The 15318-nt window shown below is 75.0% G+C and carries 14 protein-coding genes; 11 read left to right on the top strand and 3 right to left on the bottom strand.

Annotated features, from left to right (window positions below; translation table 11 throughout):
• Window positions 1-18: 18 nt before the first annotated feature.
• Window positions 19-981, top strand: a complete 963-nt coding sequence (locus ACQP04_RS18130) for an NAD(P)H-dependent flavin oxidoreductase (protein ID WP_433508210.1) — start codon at window positions 19-21, stop codon at window positions 979-981.
• Between the two features lie 38 nt (window positions 982-1019).
• Window positions 1020-2609, top strand: coding sequence for an AMP-binding protein (locus tag ACQP04_RS18125; protein ID WP_433508209.1), 1590 nt, complete (start codon window positions 1020-1022; stop codon window positions 2607-2609).
• A gap of 3 nt (window positions 2610-2612) precedes the next feature.
• Here the strand turns inward: ACQP04_RS18125 and ACQP04_RS18120 are convergent, their stop codons facing one another.
• Window positions 2613-3599, bottom strand: a complete 987-nt coding sequence (locus ACQP04_RS18120; RefSeq protein WP_433508208.1) for a hypothetical protein — start codon at window positions 3597-3599, stop codon at window positions 2613-2615.
• 1178 nt (window positions 3600-4777) lie between these two features.
• On the opposite strand from ACQP04_RS18120, the gene ACQP04_RS18115 reads away from it, so the two are divergent.
• Window positions 4778-5824 (top strand): NAD(P)H-dependent flavin oxidoreductase, encoded by a 1047-nt coding sequence (locus ACQP04_RS18115; protein ID WP_433508207.1) that lies wholly within the window; start codon window positions 4778-4780, stop codon window positions 5822-5824.
• 42 nt (window positions 5825-5866) lie between these two features.
• Here ACQP04_RS18115 and ACQP04_RS18110 read toward each other — a convergent pair whose 3' ends face one another.
• Both ACQP04_RS18110 and ACQP04_RS18105 read right to left on the bottom strand, forming a co-directional pair.
• Window positions 5867-6163, bottom strand: coding sequence for a hypothetical protein (locus tag ACQP04_RS18110; RefSeq protein ID WP_433508206.1), 297 nt, complete (start codon window positions 6161-6163; stop codon window positions 5867-5869).
• 130 nt (window positions 6164-6293) lie between these two features.
• Entirely contained in the window at window positions 6294-7475 is a 1182-nt protein-coding gene (locus ACQP04_RS18105; RefSeq protein WP_433508205.1) for a geranylgeranyl reductase family protein, read from the bottom strand.
• A 127-nt stretch (window positions 7476-7602) separates the two neighbouring features.
• Here ACQP04_RS18105 and ACQP04_RS18100 point away from each other — a divergent pair, with 127 nt between their 5' ends.
• The 8 genes from ACQP04_RS18100 (at window position 7603) to ACQP04_RS18065 (ending at window position 15212) form a co-directional block, all read left to right on the top strand.
• A complete protein-coding gene (locus tag ACQP04_RS18100) occupies window positions 7603-8379 on the top strand; it encodes an IclR family transcriptional regulator (RefSeq protein ID WP_433508204.1) in 777 nt (258 codons plus the stop codon).
• A gap of 215 nt (window positions 8380-8594) precedes the next feature.
• A complete protein-coding gene (locus ACQP04_RS18095; RefSeq protein ID WP_433508203.1) occupies window positions 8595-9971 on the top strand; it encodes an MFS transporter in 1377 nt (458 codons plus the stop codon).
• Entirely contained in the window at window positions 9968-11032 is a 1065-nt protein-coding gene (locus ACQP04_RS18090) for a Rieske 2Fe-2S domain-containing protein (protein WP_433508202.1), read from the top strand. Before ACQP04_RS18095 ends, ACQP04_RS18090 begins: the two co-directional genes overlap by 4 nt.
• Window positions 11029-11268 carry a hypothetical protein gene (locus tag ACQP04_RS18085; protein WP_037038998.1) on the top strand — a complete coding sequence of 80 codons (240 nt, stop codon included), beginning with the start codon at window positions 11029-11031 and terminating at the stop codon, window positions 11266-11268. The genes ACQP04_RS18090 and ACQP04_RS18085 overlap by 4 nt, the downstream gene beginning before the upstream one ends.
• A 19-nt stretch (window positions 11269-11287) precedes the next feature.
• On the top strand, window positions 11288-12250 hold the full coding sequence (locus ACQP04_RS18080) for a PDR/VanB family oxidoreductase (protein WP_433508201.1): 963 nt from the start codon (window positions 11288-11290) through the stop codon (window positions 12248-12250).
• Between the two features lie 92 nt (window positions 12251-12342).
• The gene (locus ACQP04_RS18075; protein WP_037039001.1) at window positions 12343-12630 is read left to right on the top strand and encodes a GlsB/YeaQ/YmgE family stress response membrane protein; all 288 of its coding nucleotides are present in this window, start codon (window positions 12343-12345) and stop codon (window positions 12628-12630) included.
• Window positions 12631-12874: 244 nt separating this feature from the next.
• The gene (locus ACQP04_RS18070) at window positions 12875-13936 is read left to right on the top strand and encodes a tyrosine-type recombinase/integrase (protein WP_433508200.1); all 1062 of its coding nucleotides are present in this window, start codon (window positions 12875-12877) and stop codon (window positions 13934-13936) included.
• 67 nt (window positions 13937-14003) lie between these two features.
• Window positions 14004-15212 carry a globin domain-containing protein gene (locus ACQP04_RS18065; protein WP_433508199.1) on the top strand — a complete coding sequence of 403 codons (1209 nt, stop codon included), beginning with the start codon at window positions 14004-14006 and terminating at the stop codon, window positions 15210-15212.
• Window positions 15213-15318 lie beyond the last annotated feature (106 nt).

Here is a 15318-nt window from a genome sequence, read left to right as displayed (position 1 = left end):
CGAGGCCCGGGAGGACATGTGCCGGAACGGACCGGCCTGCCCCTACGGATCACGGAGCGGCTGCGCCTGCCGGTGATCGCCGCGCCGATGCTGCGGGTCTCCGGCCCGGACCTGGTGGTGGCGGCGTGCGAGGCGGGCGTCGTGGGCGGGTTCCCCACCGCCAACGCACGCAGCGCCGAGGAGCTCGACCGCTGGCTCGCCGACATCGAGGCACGGACGGGTCCCGCCGCCGCGCCCTGCGCCCCGAACCTGATCATGCGCTCGCTGCGGCTCACCGAGGACCTCGCGGTCCTCGTGCGGCACCGGGTGGAGCTCGTGATCGCCAGCGTCGGGTCGCCGGCGCCGGTCCTCGGGCCGCTGCACGACGCGGGCGCCCTCGTCCTGGCCGACGTCGCGACGCTGCGGCACGCCGAGCGGGCCGTCGCGGCCGGGGCGGACGGGCTGGTCCTGCTCACCGCGGGCGCCGGCGGGCAGACCGGCTGGATGAACCCGTTCGCGTTCGTGCGCGCGGTACGCAGCTTCTTCGACGGCCCGGTGGTGCTCGCCGGCGGGATCGGCGACGGCACCGCGCTCGCCGCCGCCCGCACGCTCGGCGCCGACCTCGGCTACCTGGGCACCGCCTTCCTCGCCACGCGGGAGAGCATGGCGGCCCCGGAGTACAAGCGGATGTGCGTCGACAGCACGCTCGACGACGTCGTTCTGACCAGGGCGTTCACCGGCCTGCCCAGCAGCATGCTCGCCGCCGCCATCCGCGCCGCCGGCCTCGACCCGGCCGCGCTCGACGAGACCGTCACCCCGGCCGACGCCGATGCCCTCTACGGCCACGGCGGCCTCGGCCCGCGCCGGTGGACCGAGGTCTGGAGCGCCGGCCACTCCGTGTCCGGGGTCCGCGAGATTCCGACGGCCGCCGAGCTCGTCGACCGCCTGGCGGGCGAGTACGAGGCCGCCGCCGATCCGGGCCGCGCCGTCACCCCGTCCTGACCCGGCCCGACGTCCGTCGCCGCACCGAGGGAGCACGCATGACCACCGACACCCGCACCACCGCACACACCGGCTCCGCGCCGGCACCGCTCTGGGCGGAGACGACCGTCGGGACGCTGGTGCTCCGCGCGCTGCGCCGGTACCCGGCCCGGACCGCCTTCGCCACCGACACCGGAACGCTCACCTACGCCGCCGTGACGGAGCTCGTCGGACGGATCCAACGGGTGCTGGCCGACCGCGGCCTCCGCCGGGGAGACCGGATCGGGCTGCTCGCCGGCAACAGCCCGGAGGCCTGGTGCGCGGGGATCGCGGTGCAGGCGTCGGGCATGGCGACCTCGTGGCTGCACCCGCTCGGTTCGGTGGAGGACCAGCTCTACCAGCTCGCCGACCTCGACGCCGCCGCCTGCCTCGTCGACGCCCAGCGGCACCCCGGCCGCGGGGCCGAGCTCGCCGCCCGCTCCGGCGACGTCCCGGTGCTCGGCCTCGGTCCGTCGGAGTTCGGTCCCGACCTGCTCGCGGAGGCCGCGGCGGTGGGTGCGGCGACCGCCCACGACGTCGCCCACGTCGACGACATCGCGCTGGTCAACTACACCGGCGGCACCACCGGCCGCCCGAAGGGCGTGATGCGCCGGCACCCCGCCGTCAGCCACATCATGTCGATCGGCACGCTCACCGACTTCGAGATCCCGTTCGACGCCCGCTACCTCGCCGTCGCGCCGATCACGCACGTCGCGGGCACCAAGGTCGTCCCGGTCCTGCAGCGCGGCGGGACCGTGCACCTGCAGGACGGCTTCGATCCCGGCCGCTTCCTGGCGACCGTCGAGCGGGAGCGGATCACGATGACCCTCGCCGTGCCGACGATGATCTACGCGCTGCTCGACCATCCCGCCCTCGACCGCACCGACCTGAGCTCGCTGGAGCTGCTGCTCTACGGTGCGTCCCCCATGTCGCCGACCCGGCTGGCGGAGGGGCTGGAGCGGATCGGGCCGGTGTTCTCGCAGCTCTACGGCCAGACCGAGTGCTACCCGATCAGCGTGCTGCGCCGGGCCGAGCACGCCGACCCGACGCTCGAGGGCTCCTGCGGCGTGCCGATCAGCACCGTCGACGTCGCCCTCCTCGACCCGGAGGGCAACCCGGTCGAGCCCGGCGAACCCGGCGAGATCTGCGTCCGCGGTCCCGGAACCATGGAGGAGTACTGGCGCAAGCCGGACCTGACCGCGCAGGCCTTCGCGTACGGCTGGCTGCACACCGGCGACGTCGCCCGGCGCGACGACCGCGGCTACCTCACGATCGTCGACCGCACCAAGGACATGATCATCAGTGGTGGCTTCAACGTCTTCCCCCGTGAGGTGGAGGACGCGTTGACCAGCCACGACGCCGTCGCGATGGCCGCGGTGTTCGGGCTGCCCGACGAGAAGTGGGGCGAGGCGGTGACCGCCGCGGTCGTGCTGCGGCCCGGCGCGACGGCGACCGCGGAGGAGCTCACCGCCCACGTGCGGGCGCTCAAGGGCGCGGTGCAGACGCCGAAGTCGGTCCACCTGGTCGACGCGCTGCCGACCACGGCCGTCGGCAAGATCGACAAGAAGGCGCTGCGGGCGGGCCTGCGGACCGGCGGGCTCGAGCGGTAGCCCTCACCCCTCCCCCGGGTCGCCCGCCGCGCGCAGCCGCTCCAGCTCGTGCTCGGCCGCGCCGAGTCGCCGGTGCAGGTCAGCCGCCTCCCGCGCGTGCTCGGCGGCGCGCCGTTCGATCGCGGCCGCGTGCTCCTCCCGCAGCCGGTCCTGCTCCGTGCGGTGCCGGGCGGCCGTCCGGTCCCGTTCCTCGGCGGCGGCGGCCCGGACGGCGTCCAGCCGGGAGGCGTGCTCCTCCCGGAGGCCGGCCAGCGCGGTGTCGAGCTCGTCGTGGTGGGCGGCGGCCGCCTCGCGGGCCCGCTCCCGCTCCTTGTCGAGCTCCGTCCGGTGGGCGGCCAGCTCCGTCCGGTGGGCCTCGGCGGCCTCGCGGGCCCGGCGTCGTTCGGTGTCGAGCTCGGTGTCCCGGGCGGTGAGGGTGGCGCGCAGCGCGGCGAGCTCGTCGCGCAGCTGCGCGGTCTGCGCCGCGGCGGCCTCGGCCAGGTCCTCGGCGCGCACGGCCCGGTCCTCGAGCGCGACGGACCGGCCCTCGGCCCGCAGCTGCTCCCGCTCCGCGGCGGCCGCGGCGTGCTCCGCGCGGGTGCGCGCCCGCTCGGCCTCCGCCCGCACCTCGACCGCCTCCGCGGCCCGCGCCCCGGCCTCGCCCGCCGTCGCCTCGGCCCGCGCCGCGCGCTCCTCCGCCGCCAGCCGCGCACCGTGGTCCTCCGCCGCCCGCGCCAGGGCCGTGTCCCGCGCGGCCAGCGCCTCGCGCACCTCGTCGTCGAGCCGGGTACGCAGCACCGCCACGCCGTCGAGCACCGCGGCCAGCGGGCCGGCCGCCGCGGCGAGCCGGGCCCCGAGGTCGTCGACGGCGGTGACCGCGCCCGCGGTGTCCCCCTCCTCCCGCAGGGACTCGACGGCCACGAACGCCGCCTCGGCGTCCTTGCAGCTCAGCCCCTTCGTCCCCCAGCCCCGCCCGTCCTGGCAGTAGCGCGGCCGGTTGCCCCGCCCCACCAGAACCGGCAGCGGCTCCCGGCAGCGCCGGAAGGCACACCGGCGGGGCTCCGCCGGCGGCCCCGACTCGATTTCCGCAGGTCGTACTGCCGTCGCGCCGTTATCCATTGTGCTCTCCCGGAATTGCGTAACTCGTTCTCGATAATCAGAACTACATCTCTGTAGTTCCCAGAGTACTCAACTCGGGAGAACATCTCTTCTCCTGGGTCGGAAGGACCGTTCGGGGCGAGGAGGGGCCGGAAAAGTGGCCCGTCGCCGGGCCGGCGGAGCCCGTGCGCCCGGCGCCGCACTGCGCACAGCCAGCGGTGCCCCGCACACCCGTCCCGGTGCCGCGGCGACACCCGGTGAGCACGTCGCAGACCCTGTCGACGGCCTGCGGGACGCCGCTTCGGGTGTGTGAGCTCCGACATCGGCCGGCTCGAGGGCGCATCTCACGCGGTCGCACCGCGGAGCGTTCCTGTCTCGGCACAACCTGCCGGGCGTGGCACACCCGGTCGACTGGGTGTGCCGTCGACCCCTCGGCTGTGCGACCGCGCCGGGGCAGGTGTGCCGCGCCCTTCCCAGCGTGCGGGCCCCCTCCCGGATGTGCGGGGCCCTTTCGGATGTGCGGAGCCCTTCCGGATGTGCGGGCCTTCCGGATGTGCCGCGCCTGTGCTGCGCCGTCCGAGGTCCGGGCGACAGGTCGCGATCCCGCCGCGGGGTGCGCGGGGTCCGTCGACGTGCGCCGGGTCCTTCGGGATGCGCCGCGTCCTTCCGGGTGGCCGCGTCCTCCAGGTGCGCTGCGTCCTTCCGGGTGCGGGGCGCTCTCTCGGGTACGCCCAATTCCCTGCGGCACAGCGCGCGGAGCGGGTTCGCGCACTGGGCGACCAACAGTCGCGAATTCCTCACCAGCCCGTCGCCCGACGGCTCGACCGCCGGCCGGGCGTGGTGGCGGCGCGACCGCCCGATCCCCGTGGAGTGACCGCGCCGTTGCGGTCTCGGGAGCGGCCGCGCCGCTGCGGGTTCCGAGAGTGGGTGAGGACCCGCACCCCGGCTGTTCCCAGTCTCGTGCCTTCGCCGAACGCCGTGTACAGGTTCGGCTGCGGCGTGCCCAGGTTCGGGTGAGCGCGCACCTCCCCCCTCGCCCGGCCCTGGAGATCACCTCCGCGTGAACCGCGGCGTGTGGTCGGATGACGGGCATGCAGCGACGCGTGACGGAGTTCTGCGAACGGTTCGGCCTGCGGCTGCCGATCCTCGAGGCGCCGATGGCCGGGGCCTGCCCACCGGAGCTGGCGATCGCGGTGGCCGAGGCGGGCGGGATGGGCGCCGACGGGGTCGTCCTCGACCCGCCCGAGCGAATCACGGCGTGGGTGGAGCGGTTCCGCGCGGGCTCGGCCGGTGCCCTCCAGCTCAACATCTGGATCCCCGGCCCGCCGGTCGACGCCCCCGACCGCCTGCGCGCCGCCGAGGACTACCTCGCGGGCTTCGGCGCGCCGGGCGAGCCGGGTCCGGCGGGCCCGGTGTTCGCCGAGCAGTGCGAGGCCATGCTCGACGCCGCGCCGACCGTGATCTCCTCGATCATGGGGCTGTTCGAGCCCGAGTACGTCGAGCGGATGCACGCCCGCGGGATCGCCTGGTTCGCCTGCGCGACCACCCTGGAGGACGCGCTCGCCGCCCAGGAGGCCGGCGCCGATGCGATCGTCGCCCAGGGCATGGAGGCGGGCGGCCACCGCGGGACGTTCGATCCGGCCGCGGCCGAGCACACGAACGTCGGGCTCTTCGCCCTGCTCCCCCACCTCGTCGACCGGCTGCGGGTGCCCGTCGTCGCCGCCGGCGGGATCGCCGACGGCCGGGGCGTGGCCGCGGCGCTGGCGCTCGGTGCCAGCGCCGTCCAGGTGGGCACGGCGCTCCTGCGGTCGCCCGAGGCCGGCATCGACGAGACCTGGGCCTCGGCCCTGGTGGAGCTGCCACCGGAGCAGACCGTGCCCACCCGCGCCTACTCGGGGCGGCTCGGCCGGGCCGTGCCGACGCAGTACGTCACCGCCTGGGCCCGACCGGAGGCACCCGCGCCCGCGCCCTACCCCGACCAGCGCCGGCTCGTGGGTCAGTGGCGACGCGGGGGAGCGACGGGCGTGGACCGGGTCAACCAGTGGGCCGGCCAGGGTGCCGCGCTGGCGCGGCAGGCCCCGGCCGGGACCATCGTGCAGGAGATGTGGGAGACCGCCCGCGCACTTCTCGCCCAGTAGTACGGCGGCCGCGATCCTCGGCGACACCGAGCCGAGGGCGGCTCAGCCAACCGGCTCCCGATCCTCGTGACCATGGTGGTGGTGACCGTGCGGCAGGCGCTCGGCCACCCGCCGGATCCTGCGCAGCAGCGGGATGCTCGGGTAGCGGTCCTGCTCGACCTTCTCCCTGAGCACCTGCAGGTACTCCGGGATCATGCGGCGTGGGATCCACCGCTCGATGAGGTCGAGCAGGGTGTAGCTGGGGTAGCGGCTCTCGCGGACCCTGTCGAGGAGCAGCTCGACCAGCCACTCGCGGATGTCGTCGCGGGTCAGGTCGTTCTCGATCTCGTCACGGGTCATATCGGGATCGACCTCCGCCGCCGTCGGGCCGTGAACCGCCTCCAGGGTCCGTCGGCCCGGGTGCCGGTGATTAGGGACGAAGGACCCGCCCGGCCGGGCCCCGCGCACGGGAACGGCACATCGGCCACCGTCAGGGTGCAGCCGGGGCGAGGAGGGGCCCAGCAGGCACGCCCGCGCGACGACCGGTCCCCGGCCGCACGAACAGCGCGCCGATCGTGGCGAGGGTGCGGGCGTGCGCGGCGCCCCGTCCCAGCCCGACCTCGACGACGTCGTCGAACACCGCCCGGTCCCGGCCCGCGGCGAGCACCGCGGCGTGCACGAACCGGGGGCTCCTCATCAGGCGGGCCAGGGCCGCGGTGTGCCGGTGGTGGCGGCCGAAGCAGCGGCGCAGGCTCGCCCGGTGGACCGCGCCCGCCGCCGCCCCGTACAGCGCGGCCTGGCCGGCGAGCACCCCGGAGGCCACGGCATCGAAGATGCCCTCGCCGGTGAGCGGGTTGACCAGCGAAGCGGCGTCGCCCGCGAGGAGCACCCGCCCGTCCGGCTGGACGCGGCCGCCGGTGGACAGGGGCAGGCGGTGGCCCCGGACGGTCGACGGGTCGGGCTCCTGGCCCGGCAGCTGGGCGTCGAGCCCGGCGAGGAGCTCGTCGCGGCTGGTCGGCGCGGTGCCGTCGAAGATCCCGTACCCGACGTTGGCGCCGCCGTCGGCGAGCGGGAAGGACCAGGCGTAGGCGGGTCGGCGGCCCTCGGCGAACGCGATGTGCAGCGCTCCCGGGGTCGCGGGGGCCTGCGGGCTGTAGCCGCGGACCGCCACGGCCATCCCTCGCGGCCGGGGCGGGATGCCGAGGCTGCGACGGACGACGGAGTTGGCGCCGTCGGTACCGATCACCGTGCGCGCGGCCGTGTCGCCGTCGAGCACCACGTGGTCGGCGTGGGCCTCGAGGCGACGGACGCGCTGGCGCCGCAACCGGGCCCCGCGCGCGACACAGGCCGTGACCAGCGCGTCGTCCAGCACGGCGCGGGGCACGACCCGGTTGGGGCGGGCGCAGTCCCGGTCGACCACGGCCCCGCGCGGTGAGCGGACGCACAGCCGCGGCACGGACCCGCCGAGGGTGGCCGACTCGGGCAGGCCCAGGGCGGCGAGGAGGTCGAAGACCCCCGCCGCGATCCCGTCGCCGCAGGTCTTGTCCCGGGGGAACCGGGCGGCGTCGAGCAGCAGCACCCGGGCGTCGGGCCGGAGCTGGAGCACCCTCAGGGCGGCCGCGCTCCCGGCCGGTCCCGCCCCGACCACGGCGACGTCGTACATCCCGGTCATCGCGACCCTCCCCGTCGCCGGCCGGAGCGCCGACGTCGCCGGGTGATACCCCGGGACGCCATGACCGAAGACGAGTACGGACACTAGCGCTCACGCGGGTACGGCGGACGGACGAGCGGGAGCGGACATGGCGGGTCGAGGCCGACCGACGGGTCCGACGGGCCCGGTGCTGACCCGCGGGCTCGCCCTGCTCGGCGCCTTCGGCCCCGCCCGCCCCGCGATGACCCTGAGCCAGCTCGCGCGGCACGCCGGGATGCCGCTCTCGACCGCCCACCGGCTCCTCGGCGAGCTCGTCGAGTGGGGCGCCCTCGAGCGCGACGACACCGGCTCCTACCGGATCGGGCTGCGCCTCTGGGAGCTCGGCGCGCTCGCCCCGCGGGGCCAGGGCCTGCGGGAACGCGCACTGCCGTTCCTCGAGGACCTCTCCCAGATCACGCGGGAGAACGTTCAGCTCGCCGTCCGCGAGGGCACCGAGGTCGTGTTCGTCGAGCGGATCGGCGGCTCCGGCGCGGTCCCGGTCCTCACCCGTGTCGGCGGGCGGTTCGCGTTGACCGCCACCGGCGTCGGGCTCGTGCTGCTCGCGCACGCCCCCACCGAGGTGCAGGAGGACGTCCTCGGCAGCCGGATCGAGCGCTTCACCGAGCGCACGGTCACCGATGCCGACGAGCTGCGCCGCATGCTCGCCGACGTCCGCGTGAACGGCTTCTCGATCAGCGACCGCCAGGTCACGATGGACGCGCTCTCCGTCGGCGCGCCGATCCAGGACGAGCGCGGCCAGGTCGTCGCGGCGGTCTCGCTCGTCGTCCGGCACGGCACCGCGTCGCCGCACACCCTCACGCCGCTGGTGCGCACCAGCGCACGGGCGATCAGCCGCGCCCTCGCCGAGGGCTACCGCGCCGGCTGAGCCCGGCCCAGCACAAACCCTTCCATTTTCCGGAAGGCCTGTTCGGCCGCGCCGGGCACGGAACGCATGCTCTCGGACACCGCACCGGGACCCGACCCGGGCGGCGCCCGCTCCCACCACGGCCGTCCTCACGACCGGTGCGGGCCCCGACGCAGTCGACAACGGAGTGCTGCCATGCGTCCTCCCACCCTTCGCGTTCCCGAGGGCCGGCGCCGATGAGCGCCACGGTCCGGGAGCTCATCGACGACCGGCCGATGTCCCGCTTCCAGTGGGGCGCCGTCGTCGTGTGCGTCCTGCTGAACATGCTCGACGGCTTCGACGTGCTGGTCATGGCCTTCACCGGCAAGTCCGTCTCCGCCGACTGGGGACTCAACGGCGCCCAGCTCGGCCTGCTGCTGTCCGCCGGCCTGATCGGCATGGCCGTCGGCTCGATGGTCGTGGCCCCGTGGGCGGACCGGTTCGGCCGGCGGCCGATCGTGCTCGGCTGCCTCGCCGTCGCGGCCGCCGCGATGCTGCTGTCGGCCGCCAGCCAGTCCCCCGCCCAGCTCGGCGTGCTCCGCGCGGTGACCGGCCTGGGAATCGGCGGCATCCTCGCCACCAGCAACGTGATCGCCGCCGAGTACGCCTCGAAGCGCTGGCGCGGCCTCGCCGTGAGCCTCAACTCGACCGGCTACGCCCTGGGCGCCACGCTCGGCGGGCTGCTGGCCGCCGTGCTGATCGGCCAGTTCGGCTGGCGGGCGGTGTTCCTCGTCGGCGGCCTCGCGACCGCCGCGTCGATCCCGCTGGTCTGGTGGCGCCTGCCCGAGTCGCTGGACTTCCTGCTGGCCCGCCGCCCGGCGGGTGCCCTGGAGCGGGTGAACGCGCTGCTCGCCCGGATGCGCCACGAGGCGCTGGCCGCCCTGCCCGAGCAGACGACCGCGCCCAAGGGCGTCGGCGCCGGCTACAAGGAGCTGCTCACGCCGCGGCTGCGCCGCACCACGCTGGTGCTCTGGGTCGTCTTCTTCTGCATCATGGCGGGCTTCTACTTCGTGACGAGCTGGACGCCGACCCTGCTGGTCGCGGCCGGCCTGTCCCCCACGGCCGGGATCGCCGGCGGCACCCTGCTCAACGTCGGCGGGATCTTCGGCGCCGCGCTGCTCGGGCTGCTGGCCGCGAAGTTCGCCCTGCGCACCGTGCTGGCCACGTACCTGGTCGCCACCGGCGTGCTGCTGGCGATCTTCATCGGCGCGTCGTCCTCGCTCGCCGCGGCGTTCGCGATCGCCGCCGTGATCGGCGTGTTCGTCAACGGCTGCGTCGCCGGGCTGTACGCCCTCACCCCGACCGTCTACGACCCGGCCGTGCGCACCACCGGCGTGGGCACCGGCCTGGCCATCGGTCGCGCCGGCGCGATCCTCGCCCCGACGCTCGCCGGCACGCTGCTCGACGGCGGCTGGACGCCCGAGCAGCTCTACATCGCCTTCGGCGTGGTCTTCGTGGCCACCGCCGCCCTGCTCTTCCTCCTCCGGCTGCGCAGCACCACCCCGGACACCGCCCCGGACACCGCACCGCGCGCCGCCGGCCCCACCGTCCGACCCGAGGGAGCCACCTCATGAGCACCATCCCCCGCGACCAGTGGTACGTCGCCGCGTACGGCTCCGAGATCCGCCACGAGCTGTTCGCCCGGACCATCTGCGACGAGCCGATCCTGTTCTGGCGCACCGAGTCCGGCGAGGTCGTCGCGAACTCCGACCGCTGCGTGCACCGCCGCTTCCCGCTGTCCAGGGCCCCGTCCCGGCTCGTCGACGACAAGGTCGTCTGCGGCTACCACGGCTTCACCTACGGCTCCGACGGCAAGTGCGTCGCGGTGCCCGGCCAGACCCGCGTGCCGCGCACCGCCCGGCTCACCCCGTACCCGGTCGTCGAGCTCGACTCGCTGGTCTGGGTGTGGATCGGCGACCCCGCGCTGGCCGACCCGACCCGCATCCCGCGCGTCCCCTACCTGGCCTCGCCGGACTTCACCACGGTCCGCGGGATGGAGCCGCTGCAGGCCCGGTTCTCGCTGCTGGTCGACAACCTGCTCGACCTGTCGCACGAGACCTACCTGCACGGCGGCTACATCGGCACCCCCGAGGTCGCCTCGACCCCGATCTCCACCGAGGTCGACGACGAGGCCGGCATCGTCTACGTCTCCCGGCACATGGACGACGCGGAGTGCCCGCCCTTCTACTCGAAGTCGACCGGCCTGCAGGGGCGGATCGCCCGCTGGCAGGACATCGAGTACACCCCGCCGTGCCTGTACAAGCTGCACAGCCGGATCGCGCCCGTCGGCTCCCTCCCGAACCCCGACGGCACCGACCCCGACGCCTTCCACGTCGAGGTCGTCTACGCGATCACCCCGGAGACCGAGCATTCGACGCACGACTTCTGGATGGTCGCCCGCGACTTCGCGCTCGAGGACGAGGAGGTCTCGACCTTCCTCGCCGAGAACAACCGGACCGTCGTGCTGCAGGACGTCGAGGCCCTCGACGTGCTCGAGCAGGTGATCCAGGGCGAGCCGGAGGGCTACCAGGAGCTCTCGATCAACATCGACACCGGCGGCCTGGCCGCGCGCCGGATGCTGGCCCGGATGGTCGGGCAGGCCCCGCGCAACGCCCCGGCGGCCCCCGCCCGATGAGCGCCGGCATCCCGGAGGCCCCGCCCGTCCTGGGCGGCGACCGCGTCTACCGCATCCACTGGGTCCTCGGCACCGACCGGCTCCGCGCCGTCTGCCACTGCGGCAGCGAGCGGATCTTCGAGGACCCGGTGGAGCTGTGGGAGTGGCTGCTCGCCCACCCGGACGGCCACGGGCCCGCCGCCGTCCCCGCACCGTCGCCCGAGCCCGCCCCGGCCCGCGAGCCCGCGCCGGCCTGAGCACCCCGAGGAGACCCGAATGCACGCCGAGACCCCCGAGCCCGAGCTCGACCTGGTCCTCGAGAAGAAGGAGACCCTGGCCGACGGCGTCGTGCAGCTGACCCTGCGCGATCCCGCCGGTGCGGACCTGCCCGCCTGGGAGCCCGGGGCGCACGTCGACCTGGTGCTCACCGACGGGCTGACCCGGCAGTACTCACTCTGCGGCGACCCCGCCGAGCGCTCGGTGCTGCAGGTCGCGGTCCTGCGCGAGCCCGCGGGCCGGGGTGGTTCGGCGCATGTCCACGACGTGCTGGCCGAGGGCGACACCGTGCGGGTCCGTGGGCCGCGCAACCACTTCGCGCTGGCGCCGGCCCCGCGCTACCTGTTCCTCGCCGGCGGCATCGGCATCACGCCGATCCTGCCGATGATCGCGGCGGCCGAGGCGGCGGGCGCGGACTGGCGGCTGGTCTACGGCGGCCGCACCCGCGCGTCGATGGCCTTCCGCGACCGGCTCGAGGAGCGCCACCCCGACCGGGTCGACGTCCGGCCGCAGGACGAGACGGGCCTGCTCGACCTGGCCGCCCTGCTCGGCGAGCCGGTCGAGGGCACCGCGGTCTACTGCTGCGGGCCGGAGCCCTTGCTGTCGGCCGTCGAGGAGCGGTGCGCGGCCTGGCCGGCAGGGACCCTGCACCTGGAGCGGTTCGCCCCGAAGGCCGGCGCGGACGACGGGCCGCGGGAGGCGTTCGAGGTCGAGCTCGCGCAGACCGGCACGACGCTGACCGTGCCGGCGGACCGGTCGATCCTCGAGGTGGTGGAGGAGGCCGGCGTCGGGATCCTGTCGTCGTGCCGTGAAGGCACGTGCGGTACCTGCGAGACCGGGGTGCTCGGGGGCGTCGCGGACCACCGCGACTCGGTGCTCACCGCCGAGGAGCAGGCGGCGAACGACGCGATGATGATCTGCGTGTCCCGCTCGTGCTCGGCCCGCCTGGTGCTCGACCTCTGACGGGAGCCCAGCTGTGGATCCGCTGAGAGGTTCCGTAACGATGTTGTGATCGGGGTACACCGGGGTCACGGCCTCACGCGGAGGAGAACGCCATGACCATCACCGGGATCATCTCGGCCCTGCTCGTCGGCCTGCTCATCGGAGCCCTGGGCCGGCTCGTCGTGCCCGGGAAGCAGCGCATCCCTATCTGGCTGACGATCGTGATCGGCATCGTCGCGGCCTTCGTCGGGTCGTACCTTGCCGGTCTGTTCGGTTACCGGAACTCCGGCGGCGGGTTCCCGTGGCTCCTGCTGGTCATCCAGGTGGCGGTCGCGGCGGTCGGCGTCGTCCTCGCCGCGGGGGCCTACGGCCGGCGGCACCGCGGCATGCTGCGCCGCTGAGCGGGGCCGCGCGCAACGGCCCCGTGCTCAGCGGGTGCGTCGCCCGGCCGCGCCGAACCAGTAGCCGAGGACCGTGCCGGCCATGCCCGTGGTCCCGCCGGCACGCGGGGGCGGCCCCTACTCCTCGCCCGGGCCCGGGACGACCGGCGCACCCGGCCGGGCGCGTCGCCGACGACGTCGGCTGCGCGGCTCCTAGGCTCGGTGCCGTGCGCGACCGAGCCCTCACGACCCGTCCGACGTGCCGGTGACCGGCCGGGAGACCGCGCTCAGCCCCCGGGCGACGTCCGCGCTGCGGCGCCGGCCGCTCCCCGGGGACCCTGCCTCCGACGCGACGCTGCGGGTCGACGCGCTCGACGCGGCGGCGGACCATTATCTCGACGCGGAGCGGGTGGCCAGCACCCGTGAGGCCTACGCGCGGGACTGGGCGGCCTGGGAGGACTACACCCGGTGGGCCGGCATCCCGCTGCTCTCCGGCGGCCGTGGCGCCCTGGTCGGGTTCGTGCTGTGGCTCGAGCAGGGCGCGCCCCGGCTCGGGCGGGAGCCCGGCGCCCCGGCCGCACCCGCCACCATCCGGCGCAAGCTCGCCGGGGCGCTGTACGGGCTGCGGAAGTTCGGGGCCGACGTCGACCCCCGCGGCCCGGCCGCCGCCCGCGAGGCCCTCACCATCTACCGGCGACGTCTCGCCGCCGGCGGCGAGCGGCGCGGCCGCGGCCAGGCGCACGCCGTGGACCTGCGGGCCGTGCTCGCGATGTCGCAGGCCTGCCCCGACACCCGCCGCGGCCTGCGCGACCGCGCCATGCTGACCATCGGCTTCTACGGCGCGACCCGGGCCAGCGACCAGGCACACCTGCTCACCTCCGACGTGCTCGTCGAGCAGAACGGCGTGGTCCTCGACGTCCGGGTCGGCAAGACGACCGGCCGCAGCGCGCTGCCCCGGCGTCGGCACCCCCTGCTCTGTCCGCGCTCGGCCTGGCTGGCGTGGCTGCGGGCGGGCGGGCACACGGGCGGCCCCGCCTTCCGGCGCATCGACCGGCACGACACCGTCCGCGACGAACCGCTGTCCCCCGACGCCGTCACCGCGGTGATCGCGCGGGCCGGGGAACGCGCCGGGCTCCCCTACCCGGTCACCTGCCACTCCCTGAGGGCCGGCTTCGCCACCGAGTCCTACCGCGCCGGCGCCTCGCTGCTCGACATCGCCACCCAGGGCCGTTGGGCGCCCGGCTCGCAGGAGCTGTTCCGCTACATCCGCACGGTGGACCAGTGGCGGCACAACGCGGCCGACGGGCTCGACCTCGAACCCGGCTGACGCCGTTTCGGGGCTGCGGGGGCGGGAACGCAGGCCGACATCGACCTGACCCGCGGAGGTGACAGCTGTGCTGTCCGACAAGTCCCGTCCGGTGATCGAGGCGATGCTGCCCGTGGTGGGCGAGAACATCGGCGTGATCGCCACCCGCTTCTACGAGCACCTCTTCGCCGAGCACCCGGAGCTGCTGGACGGCACGTTCAACCGCGGCAACCAGGTCGACGGCTCGCAGCAGCAGGCGCTGGCCGGGTCCGTCGCCTCGTTCGCGAGCATCCTGGTGAGCGCCCCCGACCGCACCCCGGAGAAGCTGCTGCGCCGGATCGCGCACAAGCACGCCTCCCTGGGCATCCGCCCCGAGCAGTACCAGGTCGTCCACGACAACCTGATGTGGGCGATCGTCGACGTGCTCGGCGACGCGGTCACCCCCGAGGTCGCCGCCGCCTGGGACGAGGTCTACTGGCTGATGGCGAGCGCGCTGATCAACCAGGAGCGCGGCCTCTACAGCGCGCGCGGGGTCCGGCCGGAGACGGTCTGGCGGCCGTGGCGGGTCGAGCGGAAGATCCGGGAGACCGACGACGTCGTGACGTTCGTGGTCGAGCGGGTCGACGACCGGCTGGTCAAGACCTCGCTGCCGGGCCAGTACGTCACGGTCCTGATGCCGATGCCGGACGGCGTTCGGCAGCCCCGCCAGTACAGCCTCACCCGCGCCGACGACGGGGAGCACCGCCAGTTCGCCGTCAAGCGCGTGCAGGGCGACGGGAAGCCCGACGGCGAGATGTCCACGCTGCTCTGCGACACGGTCGAGATCGGCGACGTCCTGACGATGTCGTTGCCCTACGGCGACGTCGTCCTGGACGACGCGGGCCGTCCCGTGGTCTTCGCGAGTGCGGGCATCGGCATCACGCCGATGGCGGGCATGCTCTCGCACCTGGTCGCCGCGAACTCCGGTCTGAACATCACGCTCCTGCACGCCGACGCGAACGAGGGGGCGTTCGCCCTCCGCCGCCAGGTCGTCGAGGACATCCTCACCGCCCGCAACGCCTCGCTGCACGTCTGGTACGAGGACGGCACGGGCAGCATCGAACCGATGGACGGGGTCCACGCCGGGTTGATGGACCTGTCCGAGGTCACGCTGCCCGCCGACGCGCTGTACTACCTGTGCGGCCCGATCCCCTTCATGCAGGCGATCCGGTCGGCGCTGATCGAACGCGGGGTCGCGCCCTCCGAGGTCCAGTACGAGGTGTTCGGGCCCGACCTGTGGCAGGCCGACCTCGACTGACTGTGAGGCTGGCGGTACCGGCCCGGTGATGGTGGGTTGGTGCGCGACGACAGCGGGTGTGGCCCTTCGCCTGACTGGCTCTTCGGGGCCGGGCTGCGCGGGTGGG

Source organism: Pseudonocardia halophobica, assembly GCF_050948485.1.
In the GTDB taxonomy this organism is placed as follows: Bacteria; Actinomycetota; Actinomycetes; order Mycobacteriales; family Pseudonocardiaceae; genus Pseudonocardia; species Pseudonocardia halophobica.
The sequence above is the reverse complement of the archived record's forward strand: the minus strand, read 5'-3'. Positions and strand labels throughout refer to the sequence as shown.